The 25,037-nt window shown below is 34.9% G+C and carries 20 protein-coding genes and 1 pseudogene; 15 read left to right on the top strand and 6 right to left on the bottom strand.

Annotation, left to right across the window (positions count from 1 at the left end):
• The first annotated feature begins 11 nt into the window (after positions 1-11).
• The 4 genes from LMD38_RS10960 to cuyA all read left to right on the top strand — a co-directional run bounded on the left by LMD38_RS10960 (position 12) and on the right by cuyA (position 4,546).
• A complete protein-coding gene (locus LMD38_RS10960) occupies positions 12-932 on the top strand; it encodes a class I SAM-dependent methyltransferase (RefSeq protein WP_062822208.1) in 921 nt (306 codons plus the stop codon).
• A gap of 357 nt (positions 933-1,289) precedes the next feature.
• Complete coding sequence (locus LMD38_RS10965) at positions 1,290-1,703, top strand: DUF6892 domain-containing protein (RefSeq protein WP_062822207.1); 414 nt, start codon at positions 1,290-1,292, stop codon at positions 1,701-1,703.
• A 302-nt stretch (positions 1,704-2,005) separates the two neighbouring features.
• Entirely contained in the window at positions 2,006-3,238 is a 1,233-nt protein-coding gene (locus LMD38_RS10970) for a DUF4073 domain-containing protein (protein WP_062822206.1), read from the top strand.
• 312 nt (positions 3,239-3,550) lie between these two features.
• A complete protein-coding gene (gene cuyA, locus LMD38_RS10975) occupies positions 3,551-4,546 on the top strand; it encodes a D-cysteate sulfo-lyase (RefSeq protein WP_062822204.1) in 996 nt (331 codons plus the stop codon).
• Between the two features lie 168 nt (positions 4,547-4,714).
• Here cuyA and LMD38_RS10980 read toward each other — a convergent pair whose 3' ends face one another.
• Positions 4,715-5,005, bottom strand: coding sequence for a hypothetical protein (locus LMD38_RS10980; RefSeq protein ID WP_062822203.1), 291 nt, complete (start codon positions 5,003-5,005; stop codon positions 4,715-4,717).
• Between the two features lie 100 nt (positions 5,006-5,105).
• Between LMD38_RS10980 and LMD38_RS10985 the strand changes: the two genes are divergently transcribed.
• The 4 genes and pseudogenes from LMD38_RS10985 to LMD38_RS11000 form a co-directional block, all read left to right on the top strand.
• The gene (locus LMD38_RS10985; protein ID WP_062822202.1) at positions 5,106-5,525 is read left to right on the top strand and encodes a YhfM domain-containing protein; all 420 of its coding nucleotides are present in this window, start codon (positions 5,106-5,108) and stop codon (positions 5,523-5,525) included.
• Between the two features lie 937 nt (positions 5,526-6,462).
• The gene (locus LMD38_RS10990) at positions 6,463-7,908 is read left to right on the top strand and encodes a L,D-transpeptidase family protein (protein WP_062822201.1); all 1,446 of its coding nucleotides are present in this window, start codon (positions 6,463-6,465) and stop codon (positions 7,906-7,908) included.
• Between the two features lie 372 nt (positions 7,909-8,280).
• The gene (locus tag LMD38_RS10995; RefSeq protein WP_016717976.1) at positions 8,281-8,496 is read left to right on the top strand and encodes a hypothetical protein; all 216 of its coding nucleotides are present in this window, start codon (positions 8,281-8,283) and stop codon (positions 8,494-8,496) included.
• Between the two features lie 109 nt (positions 8,497-8,605).
• A pseudogene (locus tag LMD38_RS11000) lies at positions 8,606-8,908 on the top strand (LysE family translocator); the annotation flags it as partial.
• A 124-nt stretch (positions 8,909-9,032) separates the two neighbouring features.
• Here LMD38_RS11000 and LMD38_RS11005 read toward each other — a convergent pair.
• Positions 9,033-10,189 (bottom strand): IS3 family transposase gene (locus LMD38_RS11005; protein WP_228920289.1). Its coding sequence is split into 2 segments (ribosomal slippage): positions 9,033-9,937 and positions 9,937-10,189, totalling 1,158 coding nucleotides; the frame shifts between segments, so codons are not numbered across the junction.
• 609 nt (positions 10,190-10,798) lie between these two features.
• On the opposite strand from LMD38_RS11005, the gene LMD38_RS11010 reads away from it, so the two are divergent.
• Positions 10,799-12,043: an MFS transporter gene (locus LMD38_RS11010; RefSeq protein ID WP_062822200.1), complete on the top strand. Its 1,245-nt coding sequence runs from the start codon at positions 10,799-10,801 to the stop codon at positions 12,041-12,043.
• A 14-nt stretch (positions 12,044-12,057) separates the two neighbouring features.
• Entirely contained in the window at positions 12,058-13,317 is a 1,260-nt protein-coding gene (locus tag LMD38_RS11015; protein WP_062822199.1) for an ATP-grasp domain-containing protein, read from the top strand.
• A 426-nt stretch (positions 13,318-13,743) separates the two neighbouring features.
• On the opposite strand, the gene LMD38_RS11020 is transcribed toward LMD38_RS11015, so the two are convergent.
• On the bottom strand, positions 13,744-14,076 hold the full coding sequence (locus tag LMD38_RS11020; RefSeq protein ID WP_001120967.1) for a DUF1904 family protein: 333 nt from the start codon (positions 14,074-14,076) through the stop codon (positions 13,744-13,746).
• A gap of 1,011 nt (positions 14,077-15,087) precedes the next feature.
• On the opposite strand from LMD38_RS11020, the gene LMD38_RS11025 reads away from it, so the two are divergent.
• Positions 15,088-15,765, top strand: coding sequence for a protein kinase family protein (locus LMD38_RS11025; RefSeq protein WP_029141148.1), 678 nt, complete (start codon positions 15,088-15,090; stop codon positions 15,763-15,765).
• 214 nt (positions 15,766-15,979) lie between these two features.
• Here the strand turns inward: LMD38_RS11025 and LMD38_RS11030 are convergent, their stop codons facing one another.
• On the bottom strand, positions 15,980-16,357 hold the full coding sequence (locus tag LMD38_RS11030) for a hypothetical protein (protein ID WP_029141147.1): 378 nt from the start codon (positions 16,355-16,357) through the stop codon (positions 15,980-15,982).
• Positions 16,358-16,460: 103 nt separating this feature from the next.
• The gene (locus LMD38_RS11035; RefSeq protein WP_016717971.1) at positions 16,461-16,829 is read right to left on the bottom strand and encodes a hypothetical protein; all 369 of its coding nucleotides are present in this window, start codon (positions 16,827-16,829) and stop codon (positions 16,461-16,463) included.
• Positions 16,830-17,186: 357 nt separating this feature from the next.
• Here LMD38_RS11035 and LMD38_RS11040 point away from each other — a divergent pair, with 357 nt between their 5' ends.
• Together LMD38_RS11040 and LMD38_RS11045 are read left to right on the top strand one after the other, a co-directional pair.
• A complete protein-coding gene (locus LMD38_RS11040; RefSeq protein WP_016717970.1) occupies positions 17,187-17,348 on the top strand; it encodes a hypothetical protein in 162 nt (53 codons plus the stop codon).
• Between the two features lie 595 nt (positions 17,349-17,943).
• Positions 17,944-18,477, top strand: a complete 534-nt coding sequence (locus LMD38_RS11045; RefSeq protein ID WP_228920291.1) for a YwbE family protein — start codon at positions 17,944-17,946, stop codon at positions 18,475-18,477.
• 239 nt (positions 18,478-18,716) lie between these two features.
• Here LMD38_RS11045 and LMD38_RS11050 read toward each other — a convergent pair whose 3' ends face one another.
• Positions 18,717-19,316 carry a hypothetical protein gene (locus LMD38_RS11050; protein WP_016717968.1) on the bottom strand — a complete coding sequence of 200 codons (600 nt, stop codon included), beginning with the start codon at positions 19,314-19,316 and terminating at the stop codon, positions 18,717-18,719.
• 390 nt (positions 19,317-19,706) lie between these two features.
• On the opposite strand from LMD38_RS11050, the gene LMD38_RS11055 reads away from it, so the two are divergent.
• Entirely contained in the window at positions 19,707-21,185 is a 1,479-nt protein-coding gene (locus LMD38_RS11055) for a DHA2 family efflux MFS transporter permease subunit (protein ID WP_029141146.1), read from the top strand.
• Positions 21,186-21,579: 394 nt separating this feature from the next.
• Positions 21,580-24,777 carry a bifunctional P-450/NADPH--P450 reductase gene (gene cypD / locus LMD38_RS11060; RefSeq protein ID WP_062821656.1) on the top strand — a complete coding sequence of 1,066 codons (3,198 nt, stop codon included), beginning with the start codon at positions 21,580-21,582 and terminating at the stop codon, positions 24,775-24,777.
• Positions 24,778-25,037: the final 260 nt, after the last annotated feature.

Raw genomic sequence — 25,037 nt, forward strand, 5'->3', positions numbered from 1 at the left:
TGAAGGAGTGTATGTGCGTGAAAAAAGGTGAATCAAGTGTAACGTCGTTAGTATCAGCTTTCGGAAGGGCATATCATAGTGAATTTGATAATCCTAAAATCTTTGATGATTATGTAGCTAAAGAGTTCATTTCTCAAAAAGAACGTAACGACATTGAAATGAACATGGTTCAAGGAATACATTTTTTCAATACAGACATTGCAAAGCAGTTTCAAGATAATCCACAAGAAATATTAAAATGGATTACACAAGTTCAATTATCACCAACACCTTTAGCACGTGCGGCATATTGTGAAAGAGTATTACTACACGAGATTACGCTGGGAACGAAACAATACGTTATACTCGGTGCGGGATTAGATACATTTAGTTTTAGACACCGAGAATTAGAAAATAAAATAGAAGTATTTGAAGTGGATCATCCTTCTACGCAAAAGTTTAAGAAGGAAAGAATAAAAGAAGCGGAACTTGAAGTTCCAAATCACCTTCATTTTGTTTCAATGGATTTTACGAAAGGATTTTCCTATGAACAGTTAAGGAATGAAGGATTTGAAAATAAAAAGACTTTCTTTAGCCTTTTAGGTGTTACGTACTATTTAACGAAAGAGGAACTTTCTAGTTTAATAGAATGTCTATTTGAAATGGTTCCAGAAGGGAGCTCTATCGTTTTCGATTATCCCGATGAAAACCTCTTTACGGAAAAAGGACTGTCCAATCGAGTGGAAAATATGGTGAAAATGGCTGCGGTAGGCGGGGAACCGATGAAATCATGTTTTTCTTACACTGAAATGGAAGCACTGTTAGAAAAGGCGGGCTTACTCATTTATGAACATTTATCGCCAGAAGACATAAATAAATTATATTTTGAAGGACGAAACGATTATTTAAAAGCTTTCGAGACGGTGCATTATGTGCATGCGGTGAAGAAGTAGGGGATTAGTAGGCATGGTGAGCGATCTCTGTGTCTTTTTTTGTGGAAAACAAAAGGATGGGATTTATTGAAAAAGATAATGATAGGTATATTGCTACATAAGTTGCTACATCTAAATAAATATCAGGAAGAATGTGGGGTGTATTTATGTAAATGAACAGAATATTCAATAAAAATAACAATTATGTTATATAATGATTTTAATAACGCATATTTTAGAAATTAACCTCGATTGTGGACATGCAATTAAGCATATCCCTTTTTAATGTGATATTGAAAGAAATAAAGAAGCTGCAATTGGATATGTTTTACTTGTAACAATTTGGATAAGGATGTTATAACATTGGAGGAATTTAAAATGGGAAAGAGTGAAATGTTTCAGGATTTTAACTTTAAATTAGTGGTAATTGAAGCTTTATTAGATAAAGAGCCACTATTTCAAAAGGAATTGAAAGACTTAATAGATAAGTATACGAATAATTTCGAATGGTATGCAGGAGCTGGACCAATTGTTGAAATCAGAGATTTTTTAGAAGAGTTAACTTTGGAAATAAGTGATTTGGAAAAGATTGAATCCCTTTGCTTTGATGGTGGGAATGAAATTTATCATATTTTAAAGCCTGATTGGGACGGTGAAGACAGTTTATTTGATGTTATATCTGTTGAAGGATTTCAAAATCTAAAAAATTTAAAAACAGTGGAATATATTTCAATGTGTTACCCAAAAGTATTAGAACCATTTAAACAAGCTGGAATAGAAATTGAGGATTAATGAAGAGAATTTAAAATGGTAAAGTACTTTATTGAAATTGTGTAAAGGAAATTAAAACACAACATATTAAACGAAGTGATTTATCGTATAAATTTACATTCAGTTAATATTAGTAGGTTAATAGAAAAATTAGTGTTAATTGTTGAATGGGGCGTGTGAAAACGACAAAATCTCTTAAAAAACACTTAACTTTTAACTCCATCTATCTTTACAATGCCTCCCTATAATGTGAATTGGACAAGCACCTAAGAGAAAGCAGAACATGTCAGTTTGTACATTCTATTATTAGGGGGAGAATTTGTATGAAAAAGACAGTTGCTTCGTTAGTGGTTATGACGGCATTATTACCGACGTTTTCAGCACATGCGGAAGGGAAAGAGCAAGTTCGAAAGTCAGCTACAACTTTTAACGTTATTAGTGACATTCAAGGTGATTTAGGAGATTTTGATCACGTATTAAAAGATATGAACAAAGTGACGCCACTTTCTAGAGCGCTTATTATGAATGGGGATATAACGCCAACTGGACAACAGTCTCAATATGATGATGTGAAGCGTGTGTTAAATAAAAATAAGCATCCCGAGAATGTATGGTCAACTGTTGGGAATCATGAGTTTTATGCTGGTAAATGGACGGCTGATGGGAAACTTTCTCAAAATACATGGCCAAATGGTGTAACTGAGGAAACTGTATTTAACCGCTATCTGAAATTTAGTGGACAAGAAAAGGTATATCATAAAAAAGAATTAGACGGTTATCCGCTTCTATTTTTAGGAACTGAAAAATATATGAAATACCACGATTCAAAAATGTGGGACGAAGTATATATGAGTGATGAGCAACTAGGTTGGTTAAAACAAAATTTAGAAGAGTACAGTCAAAAAGATAAAAATAAGCCAATCTTCATTTTCTCTCATCACGTTTTACCTGATACAGTATCTGGATCAAGGCAATCGCCGTATTTACAAGATTATTTAAACGTCGATAAGTTGTACGATATATTAAAAGACTATCCACAGGTCGTTTTCTTCACGAGTCATACACATTGGGATTTAAACTTGCCAGACTGGGCTGGTAAAAAGAAAATTGCAGGCGGAGATAAAAAAGGATTTACTGTGGTAAATACGGGTGGGATTGAAACGGGCTGGATGTCGGCTGGACCAAATGGAGGAGAGAAGACTGCTCCTGATGGCTATTCATTTAAACAAGGATTGCAAGTGAAAGCATATGGTAATGATGTGATCGTAACAGCTTACGATTATAAACGTGATAAGGATATAAAGAAGCTATTAATTAGTGATGCGAAAGTCGCACAAATGGCACCAAATGTAACCGCTGATGATAGTAAAAACGTAATCGTCGGTGCAACGGAGTATATGGAGTACTCTGTAGAAGGAACGAACGAGTGGCTGACGTATAATCTAGGGAATCCTCCGAAATTTGATGGGAACAAGGGTGTATATGTACGCCATAAAGGCGAAATGAATTTAGAACCAGGATTAACACAGCTACTTCGATTTTCTGCAAATAAGTGATTGGAAGAGGGCCTACTTTTTAAAGAGTGGGCTCTTTTTTTGTCATTTTTTGTCGATAAGTCGATATCTCATGTCGAATCGTCGATATATTGAAAAAATCGTTGATATATTTCAAGTTATGAACGATATATTTGAAAAATCGTCGATATAAATTTCATGTACCGTATTGAAGATAAAACCTTTAATGCAATTCCATTCGCCAAAACCGAATTCCAACATATTTTTACCCCAGAAAGATGACTTCATCATTTTTACATGTAATAATAGTATCGTTACATACATTGTGAAAGAAGTACAAAAGGAGCGTTATTCATGAATTTAGCTAAATTCCCGAGAAAAAAATATACAGAGTCATATACACCAATTGAAAAATTAAACAATTTTTCTGAGGCACTTGGTGGGCCGACTATTTATTTTAAACGAGATGATTTACTTGGTTTAACAGCTGGTGGTAATAAGACGAGAAAGTTAGAGTTTCTAGTTGCGGATGCGCAGGCAAAGGGTGCAGATACGTTAATTACAGCTGGCGGCATTCAATCAAATCATTGCCGCCTAACACTTGCAGCTGCGGTAAAAGAAAAAATGAAATGTATTCTTGTATTGGAAGAAGGGCTTGAGCCAGAAGAGAAGCCAGACTTTAACGGAAACTATTTCTTATATCATTTATTAGGTGCTGAAAATGTCATTGTTGTACGAAACGGAGCAGATCTTATGGAAGAGATGCATAAAGTCGCGAAAGAAGTTAGTGAAAAAGGTAGTACACCATATGTAATACCAGTTGGTGGATCAAATCCTACTGGCGCAATGGGATACGTTGCTTGTGCGCAAGAAATTATGGCGCAATCATTTGACCAAGGAATTGATTTCAGTTCAGTCGTTTGCGTAAGCGGTAGCGGCGGCATGCACGCTGGTTTAATTACAGGTTTTGCTGGAACACAAAGTAACATCCCAGTAATCGGAATTAACGTAAGTAGAGGAAAAGCAGAGCAAGAAGAGAAAGTAGCAAAACTTGTAGATGAAACTTCAGCTCACGTTGGTATTCCAAACTTTATCCCGCGCGAAGCTGTTACATGCTTTGATGAATATGTAGGACCAGGTTACGCGTTACCAACGCCAGAAATGGTGGAAGCAGTGCAGCTGTTAGCAAAAACTGAAGGTATTTTACTTGATCCAGTGTACACAGGTAAAGCAGTAGCGGGATTAATCGACTTAATTAGAAAAGGTACATTTAAAAAAGAAGACAACATTTTATTCGTACATTCAGGTGGTTCACCAGCTTTATATGCGAATACGTCTTTATTTGCGTAAGTATGAAAAAGCATTGGGTATCCAATGCTTTTTGTTATATACTGGAATTATTACAGTGTGGGAGGGGGAGTATATGAGTTCAAATTTAAAATGGATCATATATACAGTACTCAGCATTTCGATTCTATTCATTTTATTTGTGGCTTATGGAGTTTATTTATACTTCACTTAAGTGAAGTGGTAACCGAACCAAAGGAAAAATACAATAATTGCTGTATTAAATAGAGTAAAGCATAAACCGATAATCGCTAAAATTTTCTTTTCGTTTCGACTGCAAAAAGATATAACCGCTAATAGGATTGCTATTACAGTGGAAGCTAATATGAAGTAGGCAAAAGGCACGACATATTCTACTCCAACTCTGTCTAAAATAGGTGTGAAGAGAAAGAGATTAATAGTAACGAATATACTTACAATAAGAAACATATAACTTTTCCAAGTGTATGTTTTTAACTGCATGGATCATACTCCTTTCCTTATATTCTTTATATTTTTAACTATAAATTAATTACCTTTATTTTACAATCATCTAAATTTTTATGAAATGAGGTAGATGAATATGAAGGATAGAAATGTATCTGTAGTTTTTATTACTATAGTTATATTCATAGTAACGGGCTGTTCGAATATAATAGGAAATGAAGATCAAACAATCAAAGTGCAAAAACGTGTTAATGATACATATGAAGATTTGAAGGTAGTTACAGATAATAAGCAAGTTCGGCAAGTAAAGAAAATATTAAATGATGCTCATTTTGAAAATAAAAAATTGGAAATGTCTCGTCCAGCTGATTATCACTTTATTTTTCAATTTAAAAATCCGAAAATAGAGGCAAAAGCTGTGTTATATCAAATTTGGATAAGTCCTAATAAGGATAAAATAGAAATCATAGCGGGGAATAGTCAGTATGTTCAATTAGAAGGGGAAAATGCAGCCACGTTGTTTCAGATTGTTACAGGGGAGAAGTTAGTTGAATAAATGTATATGGAGTCTACAGTTTTTTGTTTTGGAAGATACTTAGTTTTCAAGAAAAATAGCCATCTTTTATTTTGGAATAAACTCTGAGAGCGAATTAAACAGAAATTGAACCTTGACTTGATGAACGTGAAGTTTTACCCTTATAAATGCAAAAAAAGACCTTAAAGCGTCCATTAATCCGCTAATGAAAATAAAACTAGTAAATATATTGTTTTTACAAAGATTCGATGGTATGTTTAATTTTCTCAATATAATATTTTGCTTATATAGGAGTGGCTATTTGAATAAATTTATATTATTGGTTTTATTGGTTACATGCTGCCTTACTATTGCAGGATGTTCTAATAATAGGGTTATAACAAAGAATGAGTCAAAAACTTCAACACCTGTAAAGGTTGAACGTATCAATAAAGCGTGGTACAAACGTATATAATAGTTTAAAGAATTTTAAAATTGTTGATGATAAAAGGTCATAAGGTGAAATGAGTTAGCCTAATAGTAGATGTTGTGAACTTTGGTGAAAAGCGAAAAGCATAGGGAATTCTATGTTTATAAAAATACGATATTAAAATGTTCACAAAAAAGAGTCTACATGTAGACCCTTTTTTGTGGATATTTTTTATAAATAGAAGACATGCTAAGGTGCTGTTCTCTAACTTGAACCTACTAACATTTATTTCACTAAGTTAAAGTTCATGGAGAGTACCACTCTTCAAAATTCAGGGAATGCTAGGGGCCTGTAATAGCTTGATTGATGTGGTTCCTTTTCCACTTTATCTACCACATTTATATATCTTTCTATAAAAAATCTAACTTTTAACGATTAAATGAGATAAATCCTAGTTAAAAACAATGAAATTTCAGGGAAAATAAGGTACACTATTCAATGGTTTTGGTTTAAAATCAATTGACGTTAATGTATACGGGGGAAAGATTGATGAACAACAATACAGTAAATGAATCTGTTGAAGAAGTTGAGAAAAAACGGGTAAGATCCAAAAAACGTTTTCCAAATTGGAAGCTTATCGCAGCAGGTGGCGGTGTACTTGCACTTCTCCTTGGGGGAATGAGCTATTATCAGGCAACTCACTTCAATTCTAATGTTACGATTAATGATACAAAAGTCGGTGGTTTGAGCGCTGATCAGGCAATACAGAAATTAAAAACATCTGGATTAGCAAACAAAGTCTATATTGATAAAGAACAAATTTTAGATGAAAAAGAGACAAAGACGGAACTGACGGAAAAAGATTTGCCGCAAGTTAAGAAACTATTAAAAAGCCAGTGGACATTTTTCCCTTCTTCAAAGGAAAAAGATTATTCATTGTTACCGAAAGAAGCGGATCAGTATCGTAGTGAAACGATGAAAAAACTTGTAGAAGAAAAGCTTGTTTCCATGAATGAAAAATTAAAAGCACCTCAAGATGCTATGGCGAAGCTTGAACAAGGAAAAGTTGTAATTTCGAAGAGTGTTGATGGAAAACAGTATGACGTTGCGAGTTTACTAAAAGATTACGATAAGCAGAAACATAAAAGCGAAATCCATCTAAAGTCTGCATACATACAGCCTATTAAAGAAGACGATCCGATTATTAAAAAAGAAGAGAAAGCATTACAAAATCTTCTTACGCAGTCTGTTGATTATAAAGTGCAGGATGAAGTGTATTCGTTAAAAGCGAAAGATTTAATTCAAAACGCGTCTATGTCAAAAGATATGAAGGTGACAATCGATGCGAGCGAAATTAAGAATAAGATTGCTGAAATTAATAACGCTAAATCTACATTACATAAAGACTTCGCTTTTAAAACACATTCTGGTTCGGTTATATCAGTAAAAGGTCAAGGATACGGCTGGGCACTAGATGTGGAAAAAGAGACAAAACAAGTTCAACAAGCCTTTGAGAAAGGTGAAAAATCACTTTCTGCTTCTAATATTCACGGAAATGGTTGGGAGAAGGAAGGGATCGGTTATAAAACAACATCGAATAATGGTATTGGAGACACATATGCAGAAGTTTCCATTGCAGATCAACAAATTTGGATTTACAAAGATGGGAAATTAGTCGTCACAACAAATGTAGTAACGGGTAAACATAGCACAGGTGAAGATACATCACCAGGTGTGTGGTACGTTCTATACAAACGAACACCATATACGCTAAGAGGCAGCGCAGTAGGGAAAGCTGATTATGCAGTGAAAGTAGATTACTGGGTTCCATTCACAAATAGCGGTCAAGGATTCCACGATGCCGGCTGGCGAAAAGACTGGGGAAGTAATGCTTATTTAACAGGAGGATCAGGCGGGTGTGTAAATCTTCTTCCTAACGTTGCAAAAACTGTGTATGATAGTTTGAACACGTATGATCCAGTTATCGTGTACTAGAATATAATTGCGCATTAAAAACTTAAACGAGTAAACAAAGCAGGAAATTTTACCTAATGGTCCATGAAAAAACACCTCTTGCATTCGCATACTAAGTGTGCAAATGCAATGGAGGTGTTTTTGTTTGAAGACAAGAGTTCATTGCTTATAAGAAGCAAAGTGGAGAGAGATTCAGATGAAGAAACAGGTTTTCAAATAGTCAATAAAATTGACACTGAATATCATTTTCATTTATGATGGAATCGTCGTATATAAATAGATATGATTTTCGTGAAAAAGTTTACTAATATAATAGATTTTTATTAAGGTGTCACATTCAAAAACTATCACTAATTTTTTCAAGAATTTAAAAGTAGGAAAGGGTAATATAAAATGAACTGGAAAAAAGGCGGATTATGGATTATTATTTTTTTCATTGTAAAAGGAACGATTTCTACACTTTTAATCGTTACAGGTGCTAAATATTTTGATTTATCATGGATGCAACTTGTCGTATTGATACTGACTTTATTAGTGATTTCTCTAATAAGCCGAAAATTGCTGTATAGATATAAACAAAACAAAAAGCAAAAAGAGCTAAATATATAAGGAAGCCCCAGAGATCTTTGGATTTCTGGGGCTTTACTTATTCAATAGTGAGTTTTGGCTCCGTGATACGAATGGTATACCACATCAGTTTTATCGGTTGTAAATCAAAAGAAAGATATATTTACAAGGACTCTTAACAAGTCTTACGAACCCAAAAGTCTCTTTATTCTTTATTGCATTTCTGCCGCAGTTTATAGATACAAGGGCTTCAGGTCCTATACCTTTTATCATTTTAGGAATTACTTTTACAGTAACTGGACTATTGTGGTGTTTATTTGTTGCTTATTTCTCTTCCTATGTCACCAAAAAATTAAGAGGAAATCAAAAGGTAGGAATGATTCTAAATAAAGTAACAGGACTGATTTTTATTAGCATGGGGTTAAAGTTGCTTCAAACGAAGGCTCCTCAATAAACATGAATAATAAAAAAATGCCCCCCTTTTAAGAGATGTTATTTTTAATTTAAGTTAATTTCTATATATTAAAAAGCCCCTTCAAATGAAGTGACCCCCGAAAACGGGACACCAATCAAAACACCTAAACCACTTGTTCCCTAAATTTTTTAGGGGATAGGTGGTTTAATTTTTCTTGAATTCGCACACAATTGTAGTAATGAATGTATTCTAGCACAATCTTTCGCACAGTTGCGTTGGATACTTTTGTTATCTTTTGTGAATAGAAAGCTTCACTTTTTAAATGACCAAAGAAGCTTTCCATGACGGCATTATCATGGCAATTTCCTCTCCGGGACATGCTGGTGATAATGCCGTTTTCTTTGGCATACGCTTGAAATTCTTTTGCTGTATAAATACTTCCTTGATCTGAGTGAAGAAGGACATCTTTTACTTTTCGCCCTCTCATTGCTTGTTTTAATGTCTTCATCGCTAATGTCAGTGTTTGTGATTCGCTGATGACACAACTAATAATTTCACGATTAAAGGCATCCATAATCGTTGATAAATACAAAGTACGCTCTCCAAATAAGAGATACGTCACATCCGTAAACCATTTTTCATTTGGTCTGGATGCATCGAATTGGCGCTCCAATCGATGAGGGGCTACCATTGGCTCCGCACCATTGATATATTTCTTTTTCTTTCGACGTACTTTTGAAAGAATGTGATTTTGTCTCATGATTCGTAATACTTTTTTATGATTGACACACAGTCCCATTTTACGAAGAGTAGCGGTCACTCTTCGATATCCATACCGGAATTTATGCCTAAGACAAACGTCCTTTATTTTCTCTTCTATACCATCTTTCAAATCTTCCGTTCGTTGTAACCAACGATAAAATGTGGAACGGGGTAATTCTAATACGTTACACAATTCTTTTACCGTTATTTTTGTTTTTACATTTTCCCATAAAGTAACTACAGTTTCTGGTTTCAGCCCCTTTCGATTTCCAGATACTTTCCCCATACAAGTAATTTTGTTTTTAGATGTTTATTTTCTAAACGTAGCTGTTCTAATTCACTGAGCTCTTTTGGTCCTTTTCCATAAGAATATTGTTTTCCTACAGGTTGTTGAAAACGATACGTTTGATCTGTACGATACCATTTCATCCATGTCTTAATTTGGGAAACATTTTTAATTCCGAGTTTCTCCATAATTATACGATTTGAATAGCCGTCTTTCTTCATTTCAATCACTTTCCACTTTGTTTCTTCTGGGTAATGAACTCTTGTCTTCAAACGAAAAACACCTCCATTGAATTTGCATACTTAGTATGCGAATTCAGGAGGTGTTTTTTTCATGTACCACTATTCGGGTTCACTTCAAAATTTGAAGGGGCTTTTTGCTTGTTATTTTGGTTTATCTAAAAATTTATCTCATAGGGCTTGATGTATTTTAATCAATTGTCATGTATATATGTGTCCTCCAATAACAAGGTTAAATCCATTCAGTTCGTCATCGTAGCTTCGTTATCTTGCTATTACATTCCAAAATGCGTACAACAGCGTGCCTTCAAGGTTATACTGATGCTGGAGGTGATGCAAAGTGACATACAATCGGAAAATGAATTCGAAACAAACTAATTAATAAACTGATTCTTACAAGCAAATTCAATCCGTATATCAATTGATTTATAAATGAATGCGGAAGTATCTTTCGGAAGGTGAGCTTTTCATTAGCCAGGTAATTTTTAAACATCAAGTTTTCATTTTGAAACTAAACTCGCTTGTATAGCAGGTTTCGAATTTTTATGTGGTACAGATATTAGTTGAAAGATAGGTGTTGCCCGCTCTGACTTATATCGTAAACTTGATAATTTATAAAGATGGATTTAACGGGGGGATATTATGAAAGGTAGCAAACATTTTAATTTTCACAAGCTTTGGCTAGGACAGTCTATAAGTTTGTTAGGTACTCAGTTTACAATAGTAGCTTTGCCACTTTTTGCATTAGAGGTGTTACAAACAAGTGAAGCAAATGCTGCTATGCTTCGTGGGGTTATATTCGTCCCTTACCTAATTTTTGGGTTAGTAGCCGGTGCTTTAATAGACATTTTTCATAGGAAAAATGTTTTGCTAATTTGTAGTATATGTCAAGGCATATTGTTTTTATCAGTATTCATACTTACTGTAACAAATATAATAACGTTCCCTTTATTGGTGTTTATCATGTTTTTAAATGGAATATTCACCACGTTTTACAACATTGCCATTCCTTCTTTCTTACCGGAAATCGTAACAGATAAAGAAAACTTAAAAAAAGGAAATGCTCAACTAGCACTTTCGGAGTCTCTTTCTATAGTAATTGGTCCTATGCTAGCTGGAATCGTCATTACTCTAGTCGGATTAACAGGATCGTTTACTGTTGACGCAGTAACGTATTTTGTTTGTTTTATGTTTGTATTATTTATTTCAAAGTTTAAACCGCATACAGAGGGTTCTTTAAAAGATGTAAATTTAAAATCCATATACGAAAACATATATGAGGGTTTGATATATTTCAAAAAACACCCTGTATTAGAGCCAATTGTGACATGTGGTGCTGTTTACGGTTTTTTTAAATACATACTAAATAGCATTTTAGTAATATTCCTTTATAAGGTAATGGGGCTATCTGAAATTGAAATAGGATTTGTTGTAGGTTCAGCAGCGGTAGGGTTTTTAATAGGTAATACGGTTCTCATGAAAAAGAGTCAACGAATTAATAATACAAAAATGCTTATTTATAGCGCTACTGTATCAGTTACCGGTTTGGCTTTTATACCGATAATGGGATATATGGGAACAGTTTACGGTATAGTAGCCGCAAGTATCATACATGGTATGGGAGAAGGTGTATTTGGCCCTTACGCCGCAACTATACGACAACTTGCCTCACCAAATCACATGCTTGGCCGAGTAAATGCTGTACAGCGCACGCTTAATTGGGGAGCTTGGGCATTGGGAAGTTTTGCTAGTGCATTTTTAATTTCTATATTCGGGCTTCAAACTACGTTATTTATAGGAGGTTTCGGAACAACATTGTGTTTAGTGGCGTTGTTAAGACGAGGTGTATCAAAAGGAACTGACATTGAATATACGAGTTCATTTTAGAGGGGATGATTATGATGCATAAGGTATTAAAAGGAACTGACATAGAAAATAAACCACACATTTTATTTATAGGGGGATGGACAAAACCTATACAAGATGCATTAGACAGTGGGTACACTGTTTCCTATATAGGGTCTTACGCTAGACACATATATTTTGATGGAGTTATCTTAGAAAAATGTTTCTATAAAAAAGAAATAGACACAACAAACATACCCTTGTCTATATACTATGCTGAAGAATTATTTAAAGAGAAACCTTTTGATGTGGTTGTATCTTTCAACGAAACAGCATTAGATACGGCTTGTATAATTGCAAAGATTTTTAATGTTAAAGGACCTTCTTACAATGCTAATATGATAACTCGTAATAAAGACATGATGCGTGAAATTCTAGCAGGTAAAGACTTTTCGATAGATTCGACAGTTTGTAATAATACTGAAGACATTAATGAATTTTTGAATAAAAAAGATAGTGTTATAATAAAGCCGCCGATTGGGGCAGGGGGTAAAGGAGTATGTAAGCTAAACTCGGGAGATGACGTAGGGGTATTTATTGAAGAAAATGGTATTCAACTACCTGTTTTAGTGGAAGAGTATATTGCAGGTGATATAGTTTATACGGTTGAAACCGTTTCTTATAACAAAAAACATTCTATACTTGCTATATCAGCTGAAGTATTTAAAGAAGATACATTTATAATAAACTATACGATTATGCCGGCACCTATAGATGAATCTCAAAAACAATTCATTATGGAGAAAGTAATGTTATTTTTGGACGATATGCAAATGGAAAATGGCATTACTCATACAGAAATAAAGATAGACAAACACAATAAACCAATAATTATAGAGTCTCAAGTTAGAATAGGTGGTGGCAACATCTGGAAGATGGTGGAACTAACAACTGGCATATCTCAATTTGGATACTATTATGATACGCTAGCTACTGAGACTATAGATGAATTTAGATGTCTACCTTCAAAATGTCAAGCTATGTCTTTAAGCTTGATTCCAAAACCAGGTTGCTTAAAAGAAATCAAGTATAAAGGATTAACTAACATATCCGAGGTAGTATTAATTGATCTAGTAGTAAAAGAGGGCGACACCATACCAACTATTGTAGATAGCACGCAACGCAAAGGGTCTATATTATTTACGGCTAATGATATAAAACATATGTACGAAGTTGCAGAGGAAATATGTAACAACATAACGTTTGTTTATAAGGATTTATCAGAATGGAAACCTTCTTTTAAAAAATATATGTAAAAAGAAATGTGGAAAATGACTGGTTTATATAAAAAGGACAATTTAAACGACATGTGTATGTTAATTAACAATTAGGTAAGAGTGAGGCCGATGCATTAGCTAAAGTTATATTTTTCTATGAAAATGGCGAGTTTATATAACGAGTCCTTCAATGGAAATTACAATTAGCCGAATTTTATCCTTAGTGGGATAAAACTCGGCTTTTTTGTATTGAAATGTGCTTAGCGTGTTTTTTTAGAAATACTGGCGGTACCCATACCTATCAAGCTAATATTTTGATATCCCCCAAACAAAAAATTTATCTCTTCACAGTTAGTTGTTTATGAGAAGAGAGTTCATTTTTTGTGTTTGGATATTCGCTTTTTTTAGCTTGATGGCAATATGGCTCTACCCCTTATAAAACGTACAACAATCTTTCAAATAGTTCTAACTTGCACAATGTTTCCCGTTAATATAATACGCTGATTCTGTGAAAACCGTAAATACAACCTCTACTTCTGGAAGTCCAAAATCCATTACATATGTAGTAATGGCCTTGGCAAATCGATCACGAATTTCCTGTCCGCGCTCGAACCATTTCACTTCAATAAGAGGAAACGCTTCTATTTCTTCTCCATTGAATACAAATGTAGAACTTGGTAGTTCCAACGTAAAATTATCCGTACCACACTCACAAATCTCTGCGAGCTCTTCTACTAATGGCTTGCTTATGCGTTTTAATTGTTCAGTAGTAATTCCACGAAATACAACATGCGGCATATGAATCCCTCCGTTAGATAGCTTTATATTTGCTCACATCATAACATAATTTATTTTACTGCACTAACATCTATTGGTATATTTCAATGACATTCTTAAAAATGATTATATGTTATTGAAGCAATACATGTATTGTAACTAGCTAAAACATTTGAGAGCTCGGTAATTGGGTAAATAAAAAAAGCTTTATCATTCTCCCTGTAAGGAGGCATGAGGGAAGGGAGAGTTGCGCTTCGCTTATATATTTTAAAAAGAAAAGACACCTTAAGGTGCCTTCCTCCGACTTGATAACCACTTTAATTTTAATAACATTGGATTTCCATCCGAATACTATTTTACTATGTTAAGTAATGTTGGTCATTGAGAAAGTTCAAATAAGTACTGTTCATATATAGTTACACCTAGGAGGATGCAAGATAGTTTTTTATTTATCTAACAACAAAAAGAATCCTAAAACCGTGCCGGGATAGGAATGTATAAAAAAATACATAGATCGATAGAACAAAGAAAGGAGGTTCCGTTGTAAAGGGAAGAGGCCTTCTTGTCCTTGCTACCGATAATAATGTGTTATGTAGACAATACTTGTATAGATAGGGTATATAACCCATACTCATCAAGTTAAAAGCTCATACTACCCCCAGAACGTTTTGTACAGCACCGAGGATCATTCTGTTTTGCTGATCCAGATGAAAAGCTAAGTTATGCTTATGCAATGAACAAACATAGATTTGGCATGGCCAATGAACGAAGAGAACTTGCACTAAGAAAAGCCCATATACAGTTGCCTCTGGAAAAATGAAAATACGTAAAAATAGTTAGAAATATTTTTGTGTTGTAAGGTTTTTGGCTATGAATAGTGGAATAAATAGTAAGTATTCAACAGTTCAAATAAAACGAGACATCTTTTTATTTTAAGAAAAAAGATGTCTCGTTTTATGATAAAATTCATTTAGTGTATATTTTCGTTAAAATGTGGGTGGGACCCCTTTTAGCAAAACCGGAGTGGAAATGATGAGTATAAACAGTTTTGTGGGATTGATAAAGAACGAATTATTAAAAGAGGTAAGCATTAGAAGTGAGGATGAATTCGAGCCTGTAGTAGTTAAAGATATTCCTAGACTTTGGAAGTGTTTAGGGATAGGTAATTATGCCGCAGTATTCATGCATAAAGAATACAAAGATTGGGTAGTGAAAGTTTACGCACGAGAAGGAGAAGGAATTGAAAAAGAGTCGGAAGTATACCGAAGAATTGGAAACCATCCTTCTTATTCGAAGCTTATATATAAAGGAGAAAATTTCATAGTATTGAAACGTTTAAAAGAAATTACTTTATACGATGCTATTCATAAGGGGATTAAAATTCCTAAGCAGGTAATCCTTGATATTAATGAAGCATTAGAGTATGCAAGAGAACAAGGATTAACTCCTTGTGACGTTCACGGGAAAAATGTGATGATGGAAAACGGAAGAGGGTATGTAGTGGATGTATCTGATTTCTTAAAAACAAAAGAAGATAGTAAGTGGAGAGACCTAGAAAAGGCATATTTTATATTTTATTTGCCTTTCATTTATAAATTGCCTTTCCCTATTAAAATACCGTATTTTATGTTAAACATCGTTAGACATTCGTATAGAAAATATAAGAAGTTTAAAAAGAAATTCAAATGGCAAAAGGACCATACATTTTAGATATGTCTAATATGTATGGTCCTTTTTTTATGAGTTTATGAAGTAATCAGTAAGCTGTACCTTTCTTTTTTCACACAATTACTTATTTTCTTCCTCAAAGCCTTTATTTTTTTCTTGTTTATTTCGCAAGAATTGATGCGTTCTTTGAGTTCTGTTTGGTTATACAGTGTGGTTTTACTAATCAGGATTCTTTTTGTCATACTCGTGAAGTTAATTATATTTTTCGACGTACGAAATAAAAAGCTAAGGATCCCATAATTACAGGTGCAACGAAGTCAAAGAAATGCGAAAAATTAAAAGGAAAAAGAAAAAGGAATGGTATAAGTGTATAGAGAACGGCTTGTCCTATAAATATAGGAATTCCAAATTGAAATTCTCTACATCGCTTGATTTTCCTGTATAGCACTTCTCCAATTAGACAAGCTACAAGAGCCGGTATACTACCATAAGTAATGATCGTTTTAATGAATCCTAATACAACGTTCGGGTGAATAAAGCTAGGATGAGAAATATATGAAATCAAGAACCATCCAAAAATGAAAGCAAACAGACTTGCAGCGTAACAAATTACAAATTTTATCAACGTAATCATCCTCACAGTTTTCTAATAGTAACTCCATTGTATGACATGAACTCCTATTATTGGTAGCGAGAAAAAAGCGAATCCCTACTCTAAAAAGTATCCACTCATCCTTCTATACTTGTTTTATTTTCTTTGCTCTAGCAAACTTCCAAAAAGCTGCAAGTAGTATGAGCAGCGGTATTCCCTGAATAAAGAGAAATCCTCCAAAAAAATAAATTGCATGACTAACTAGAGGAGGGGCTGTTGCCGACTCACCCGCAAAATAAGCTCCATAATTAGCCACCACACCTGCATAGTCAGCTATCCCACCTATAAGAAAAGCCGCTGGACTTATGATTAGATTTATACCTAAACAGATCATTATTGAAGATAGGTTTTTAGCCTTAATTTTTGGTGAAACAGACAAGAAAAATAAGAATATTGCAGTGCCGTTTATAAGAAGTAGTGTTATTACAAAAAAATCCCCATAATATCCCTCCATGATTTTAATTGTACCATCAGCAAGGATAACTTTGTGTAAATTTGGATGGATAGGGTTTTCATGTGGGGTTAACGTAACGTCTCGTTAACAGTAGTCAATGATGCATATAATTTTCGTTTTTGCTTTCTTATCTGAGTTGGATAGCGGTGGGGCTAGTCATAAATTGTGAAACACACTCTTAAGTTATTTAATATGAAAAAATGAAATTCTCCTTCTGTAATTTATTCAAATGACTCAATCTCCGCATCTTTTGACTGCCCTGAAAGTGCTAAACATAAGCAAAATAATTAACTATCCCATGCAAGAAAGTTAGGCTAGTTAATCGCATATGTTTTATGGAAGGGGTGTGATTGAACTATGGAACGGCCGAATTGGGGAATTGGAGGATTAGTATTTGTTGGCTGCATGTTTCTTGGCGGAGGAGTAGGGTCTATGTTAGGGAATGGCCAAACAGGATGGCTAATAGGTATGGGTGTTGGATTTCTTGGGATGGCTTTAACGAGACTGATTAGAAAGTGATATAACTGGATTCAGCTTCCAGTAAATAAGGTAATATGTATGTAATACATGGCATAATAACTTTATAAATTATAATTAGAAACTTCTCTTTTCTAAATTTCTCCATACATAGCTATGATTCTCGAGTTGGAGTATGGCACCTTAGGGTGTTTTTTTATGCTCTTTAAAAATGTCTTAACATATAATAGACTTCGTTAGATTCCGATAACCTTTTATATATAAGATGAAGGTGTTTTCTTGTATTTTATTAATTAAGCTCACTCGGCTAGTAAACGAACGTAATTTCTGTGCACAAATTGATATAATAATTTTCGCTTTTATCCCGCATTAACGGGCAGTAAGACTCCTATCTTAAAATTCGGCTGGAGCAAAGAAGTTAGGTGGGAGATTAATTGCCCGTAAATGCCCGATTGGTTCAACTAATAATCAGTGGGGGATGAACAAAATCCCCATTGATTAAAGTTTCACTTTATTATAGAGACAGTCTTTTAGTAGAAATTACATATATACGACAAATTACGACAAAGAAATACATATACTTTTGTTATGCTATGAAAGTTATTAATTTGTAATGTATATATAGGAGGATTTTTAAATGTCAAAGAAATTATTATTATTTGCACTTATGAGTTTATGTGTAATTGCTTTAAGTGCTTGTAAAGGTAATGAAGAAAAATTAAAGGGCGCACCAGATGAGCAAAAAGTGGATGAAGACAAAAAAGTAGTAGAGGAAGAAAAAGGTAAGCAAGAAGAGCAACAAAGAGCAGAAGAAGAGAAACGTAAACAAGAAGAGCAACAAAGAGCAGAAGAAGAAAAACGTAAACAAGAAGAGCAACAAAGAGTAGAAGAAGAAAAACGTAAGCAAGAAGAGAAGAAAGCTCAGCAACAGCAGTCTACACAACAGGAGAGAACACAAAAACAAGAAAAACCAACACAAGCAACAGGTGGGAAACCAACAAGGTCACAAATTTCAGTTGGTTCACATGTAGTTATTCAATTGGATAATGATTATAGTAAAACTGTAAGTGGCGTTGTGAAAGACATTTTGACACATAGCGAAACACATACATATGGCATTAAAGTTCGACTACAAGATGGACAAATTGGCCGTGTTCAAAGTGTTAAATAATGAAAAAAAGATTTGACTACTTTTCCAACAAAATGCAAAAACCGGTTCTTTCGTAAAGGAACCGGTTTTTGCATTTTGTTAATGCCACCATACCTATATCAAGTTATCACATACAAGGCAATAGATGTTTTTATAATTTGACATAAGAGGAACCGAACTTGGAGGGAGTACTGGAACCATATAATCAATACACTGATGGGCATGTTTGATCTATGGACGTATCCACTCGTTCTAATTCACTAAAAGAAGAACTTCCCCATACCCATTAGACTACTAAGCATTCCAATTCCATTCATAGTGCCTTTGCCTACTGTAAGTAAGTTTCCAAGCATTCCTGTCTGACCGTAACCGCCGTTATTCCCCCATCCCATGGGACTTATCTGTCCTCCCCATCCTGGAGAGTTTCCGAAAATACCCCAGTTATTGCTATTAAATTTAAAAGCCTTAGCTGGCGGTGAGAGTAAAGCGGCAAGATGACCTTGTGCAAACATCCCTGTATGGTTGAATGGTTGAGCCCAGGGTAAGGGAGGTTTTTGAAAATTACCTGCATGGCCTGGGAATGGAGGCCAATTAGCGGGATGACCTTGGGGCATCATCCCTGCATAATGGATTGGCTGATCCAAAGAGAAGGGAGGGGACTGAGGATAGAAAGCTGTATAATTGGCTGGTGAATCCGAACCAATTGGATAGAAGCGACAATTCCAATTCTCAGGAATCTTCAAATCATTCATTCCCTCAGCTTTAGTGATTTGGGGCTGTACATATAATGATGACATTGAAATTTGGTAATTATAATGCTCCTCATTTCCTTTTGAATTCAAATACCGATATTGGTGCATAAGCTTATTCCCCTTACTTTAAAAATGTAATGTTAGACTTAGCCTATGTAATATTCCTTTTGATGGATGGTTACATAACTAGATTTACAAGCCTGTATTTAAAGGAATGGGTGTGGTCTTGTCTTGTTGATTTATCCTGCTATTTGTGGGCGATAAGACAACTTCACCTCAAAATGTAGCCTAATTTAATTTCGGTTAACAAATGCGTTTATAAAGGTTTAAGCAATAAAAAAAATTTAAAAATGTTATGTAGAGCAAGTAGAATTGCGAAAAAGAGAATATCCATTCGAAGAGTATGGCAAAATACTGCAAGGGTAATGTATTTTTGTGCAGATATGTGAATGATTGAAATTAATCAATGGAATTTATAATGAAGGGGCAAATAAATATATGAGTGAAACATTACATAAAAGAAAACCACCATATGTAATGCTTGTAATCCTTTTTATTGGGGCATTTGTTTCATTTCTAAATAACTCGCTTTTAAATGTAGCCTTGCCATCAATAATGAAGGATTTAGACATTAAAGATTATTCAACGATCCAGTGGCTTTCTACAGGATATATGCTTGTAAGTGGTATATTAATTCCGGCATCAGCATTTTTAATAACCCGCTTCTCCAATAGGAGTTTATTTATTACATCCATGTTGATTTTTATCCTTGGTACGGCTTTAGCGGCTGTAGCACCGAACTTCGGTTTATTACTTACTGGCCGGATGGTTCAAGCAGCAGGTTCTTCAGTCATGGGACCTTTGTTAATGAATATTATGCTAGTAAGCTTTCCGAGAGAAAAAAGGGGAACAGCAATGGGGATTTTTGGATTAGTTATGATTACAGCCCCAGCAATTGGACCGACATTATCGGGTTATATTGTAGAGTATTATGACTGGCGCTTGCTTTTTGAAATGATTTTACCGTTAGCAATCATAAGCTTACTGTTAGGGATTTGGAAATCTGAGAATGTCATGAGACAAAACAAAAATGCAAAACTTGATTATCTCTCATTACTATTATCTTCTGTCGGTTTTGGCGGTCTGTTATATGGGTTCAGTTCTGCAAGCTCCGATGGTTGGACGAATAAAGTTGTCTTAACAACCTTAATCGTAGGCGCTATTGCCCTAATTGCTTTCATTATCCGTCAACTAAAAATGAATGAACCGTTATTGGATTTACGTGTTTACAAGTACCCAATGTTTGCACTTGCCTCTGTAATTGCAATTGTCAACGCAGTAGCCATGTTTTCGGGTATGATTTTAACACCAGCTTATGTACAAAATGTCCGCGGTATTTCACCGCTGAGCTCTGGGCTGATGATGCTTCCAGGTGCGGTAATAATGGGAGTTATGTCACCAATTACAGGTAAACTATTCGATAAATATGGCCCTCGGATTCTTGGTATAGTAGGACTTTCCATTACAGCTGTTTCAACTTATATGCTGGCAAACCTGCAAATCGACTCTAGTCACACACATATTATTCTTATTTACACGCTGCGGATGTTTGGGATGGCGATGGTGATGATGCCACTTATGACAAATGGTCTTAATCAATTGCCAACTCGCTTAAATCCGCACGGTACAGCTGTTAATAATACAGCTCAACAAGTGTCCGGTTCAATTGGTACTGCTATTCTTGTTACGATTATGAATTCTGTAACAAAAACAAAAGCTGAAAGTCTAATGTCTGAATTAGATCCAACAACCTTCACAGAAGCTACGAAGGTAATGGTAACGCAGAAGGCTTTATTATCCGGAATCCAATATTCGTTCTATGTAGCGCTTGGCATGAATATTGTTGCACTACTATTAGTTTTTTTCGTTAAACGTGTAGATACAAGCCCGGAAGCAGTCGAGAGGTTAAATCGGTAGAGCAAAATAAAACTCGAGATAATGATGTCTAAAAGTTGTTTTGCTACTAAGAAGCTGATAGTTAAAACGGGAAAAGAACTGAAAGAAACAGTGAAAAAAGGATCTGATCTTCATATCAGATCCTTTTTCATTAGAAACTATTGGCTTTCCAAATACTACAATCTTTAGTTTTCAATTTCTGATAAACATTATACTAATACGTTTCATTTTAATTTCGTCTTTTTTCTGCAAGTTATAAATCTAATATCAACCTTATAAGCAATATCATAATCGTGAATAATTAGGGAAAAGATAAAATAAGGTAATCAATTACATATTTTTATCCCAGGCGCTTCATTGCTATCTTCTTTCTATTGAATGGGATATTTTAGTATTTTTTGAAAGGGTGTTTTTAATGGATAAAAAAGTATCTGCCATTCCTCAGCCGAAAACATATGGACCGCTAGGGAATCTCCCATTAATCGATAAAGATAAACCGACCTTATCCTTTATCAAGATAGCGGAAGAGTATGGTCCCATTTTTCGAATGCAAACTTTAAGTGATACGATCATTGTCGTTTCTGGACATGAACTGGTAGCAGAAGTCTGTGATGAAACAAGATTTGATAAAAGTATAGAGGGTGCTTTAGCGAAGGTTCGTGCCTTTGCTGGAGACGGATTATTTACAAGTGAGACTCAAGAGCCTAACTGGAAAAAAGCTCATAATATTTTGATGCCTACATTCAGCCAACGGGCAATGAAAGATTACCATGCCATGATGGTCGATATTGCTGTACAACTCGTTCAAAAATGGGCAAGACTGAATCCGAATGAAAACGTAGATGTTCCAGAGGATATGACTCGCCTTACATTAGATACAATTGGTCTATGTGGTTTTAATTACCGATTTAATAGCTTTTATCGCGAGACCCCTCATCCTTTTATTACTAGCATGACCCGTGCTCTAGATGAGGCGATGCACCAATTGCAGCGGCTGGATATAGAAGATAAACTCATGTGGAGAACGAAACGTCAATTTCAACATGATATTCAATCCATGTTTTCTTTAGTAGATAATATTATTGCTGAACGTAAAAATAGTGGGAATCAGGAAGAAAATGATTTACTTTCCCGTATGTTACATGTGCAGGATCCGGAAACTGGTGAAAAATTAGATGATGAAAATATTCGTTTTCAAATTATCACCTTTTTAATAGCTGGGCATGAAACAACAAGTGGATTGTTATCTTTTGCAATCTATTTTTTATTAAAGAATCCAGATAAATTGAAAAAAGCTTATGAAGAAGTAGACCGTGTTTTGACAGATCCCACTCCAACATATCAACAAGTTATGAAACTAAAGTATATCCGGATGATTTTAAATGAATCACTACGTCTATGGCCTACTGCTCCAGCATTCAGTCTCTATGCAAAAGAAGATACAGTGATTGGTGGGAAATATCCAATTAAAAAAGGAGAAGATCGTATTTCTGTCCTTATTCCACAGTTACATAGGGATAAAGACGCGTGGGGAGACAACGTGGAAGAGTTCCAACCTGAACGATTTGAAAATCTGGATAAGGTTCCTCATCACGCTTATAAGCCATTTGGAAATGGGCAACGAGCATGTATCGGTATGCAGTTTGCACTTCATGAAGCGACACTCGTAATGGGAATGCTTCTTCAACATTTTGAATTCATTGATTATGAAGACTATCAGCTGGACGTAAAACAAACATTAACGCTTAAGCCTGGTGATTTTAAAATTAGGATTGTACCTCGAAATCAAACTATTAGCCATACTACTGTTCTTGCGCCTACAGAGGAGAAAACGAAAAAACATGAAATTAAGCAGCAAGTTCAGAAGACTCCTTCTATTATTGGAGCCGATAATCTTTCACTTCTTGTTCTATATGGCTCGGATACAGGGGTAGCAGAAGGTATTGCAAGAGAACTAGCAGATACAGCTAGTTTAGAAGGTGTTCAAACAGAAGTGGCAGCTCTTAACGATCGAATTGGAAGTTTGCCAAAAGAAGGAGCGGTTCTTATTGTAACTTCTTCTTATAATGGAAAGCCGCCAAGTAATGCAGGACAGTTTGTGCAGTGGTTGGAAGAATTAAAACCGGATGAGCTAAAAGGTGTTCAATACGCAGTTTTTGGTTGTGGAGACCATAATTGGGCTAGTACCTATCAGCGAATACCAAGATACATTGATGAGCAAATGGCTCAAAAAGGAGCAACAAGATTTTCTAAACGCGGAGAAGCAGATGCAAGTGGCGATTTCGAGGAACAGCTCGAGCAATGGAAAGAAAGTATGTGGTCTGATGCGATGAAGGCATTTGGATTGGAACTTAACAAAAACATGGAGAAAGAACGCAGTACTTTGAGTCTGCAATTTGTCAGCCGTCTTGGAGGATCTCCTCTTGCGCGAACATATGAAGCAGTTTATGCATCTATATTAGAAAATCGTGAACTTCAATCATCTAGCAGTGAAAGAAGCACGCGACATATTGAGATATCCTTGCCAGAAGGCGCTACGTATAAAGAAGGAGACCACCTTGGGGTGCTGCCAATTAATAGTGAGAAAAATGTCAACCGAATTTTAAAACGCTTTGGATTAAACGGGAAGGATCAAGTCATATTAAGCGCAAGTGGGCGCAGTGTAAATCACATACCTTTAGACAGTCCTGTTCGTTTATATGACCTTCTTAGTTATAGTGTAGAAGTGCAAGAAGCAGCCACTCGAGCACAAATACGAGAAATGGTGACATTCACAGCATGTCCTCCTCATAAAAAGGAATTGGAATCATTATTGGAAGACGGAGTTTATCATGAACAAATATTAAAGAAACGTATTTCAATGTTAGATCTTCTTGAAAAGTATGAGGCTTGTGAAATCCGATTTGAACGTTTTTTAGAACTTCTTCCGGCGCTCAAACCGCGTTACTATTCAATTTCAAGCTCTCCACTCATTGCACAGGATCGTCTGAGTATTACGGTTGGTGTTGTGAATGCGCCTGCATGGAGCGGGGAAGGGACATATGAAGGAGTCGCTTCTAACTATTTAGCTCAGCGTCATAATAAAGATGAGATTATCTGTTTCATTCGAACGCCACAATCAAACTTTCAATTACCTGAAAATCCAGAAACACCAATTATTATGGTTGGACCAGGTACTGGAATTGCACCATTCCGTGGATTCTTACAAGCGCGTCGCGTTCAAAAGCAAAAAGGTATGAACTTAGGAGAAGCACATCTATACTTTGGTTGTCGTCATCCTGAAAAGGATTATCTCTATCGTACAGAATTAGAAAATGATGAAAGAGATGGATTAATCTCTTTACACACAGCTTTTTCTCGCTTAGAAGGACATCCTAAAACATATGTACAGCATGTAATAAAAGAAGATAGAATGAATTTAATTTCGTTATTAGATAATGGGGCCCATCTTTATATATGTGGTGATGGAAGTAAAATGGCTCCTGACGTAGAAGACACCCTTTGTCAAGCCTATCAAGAAATTCATGAAGTTAGTGAACAAGAAGCAAGGAATTGGTTAGATCGTTTGCAAGATGAAGGGCGATATGGAAAAGATGTTTGGGCTGGTATATGAATGTTTCTTAATTAAATAAGTAATATGTAACGAATGAACTTCTTTTGAATAAGTGAATAACTCATTTGTAAAAATCCCGTATTTTCATTGAATGCGGGATTTTGTTTTTTTAGTAAGTTGGACTGATACTGTAGAGAAATAGGTAATTCATTTGACAATTAAAATGACCTACTATAATATATATGCTATAGCATATAATAAATAAAATGAATACATTCACTGTGAATAATTGACTGGTATGCTATACTCTTTTATATATT

Origin of the sequence: Bacillus pacificus (assembly GCF_020861345.1) — a bacterium.
GTDB classification, from domain to species: domain Bacteria; phylum Bacillota; class Bacilli; order Bacillales; family Bacillaceae_G; genus Bacillus_A; species Bacillus_A pacificus.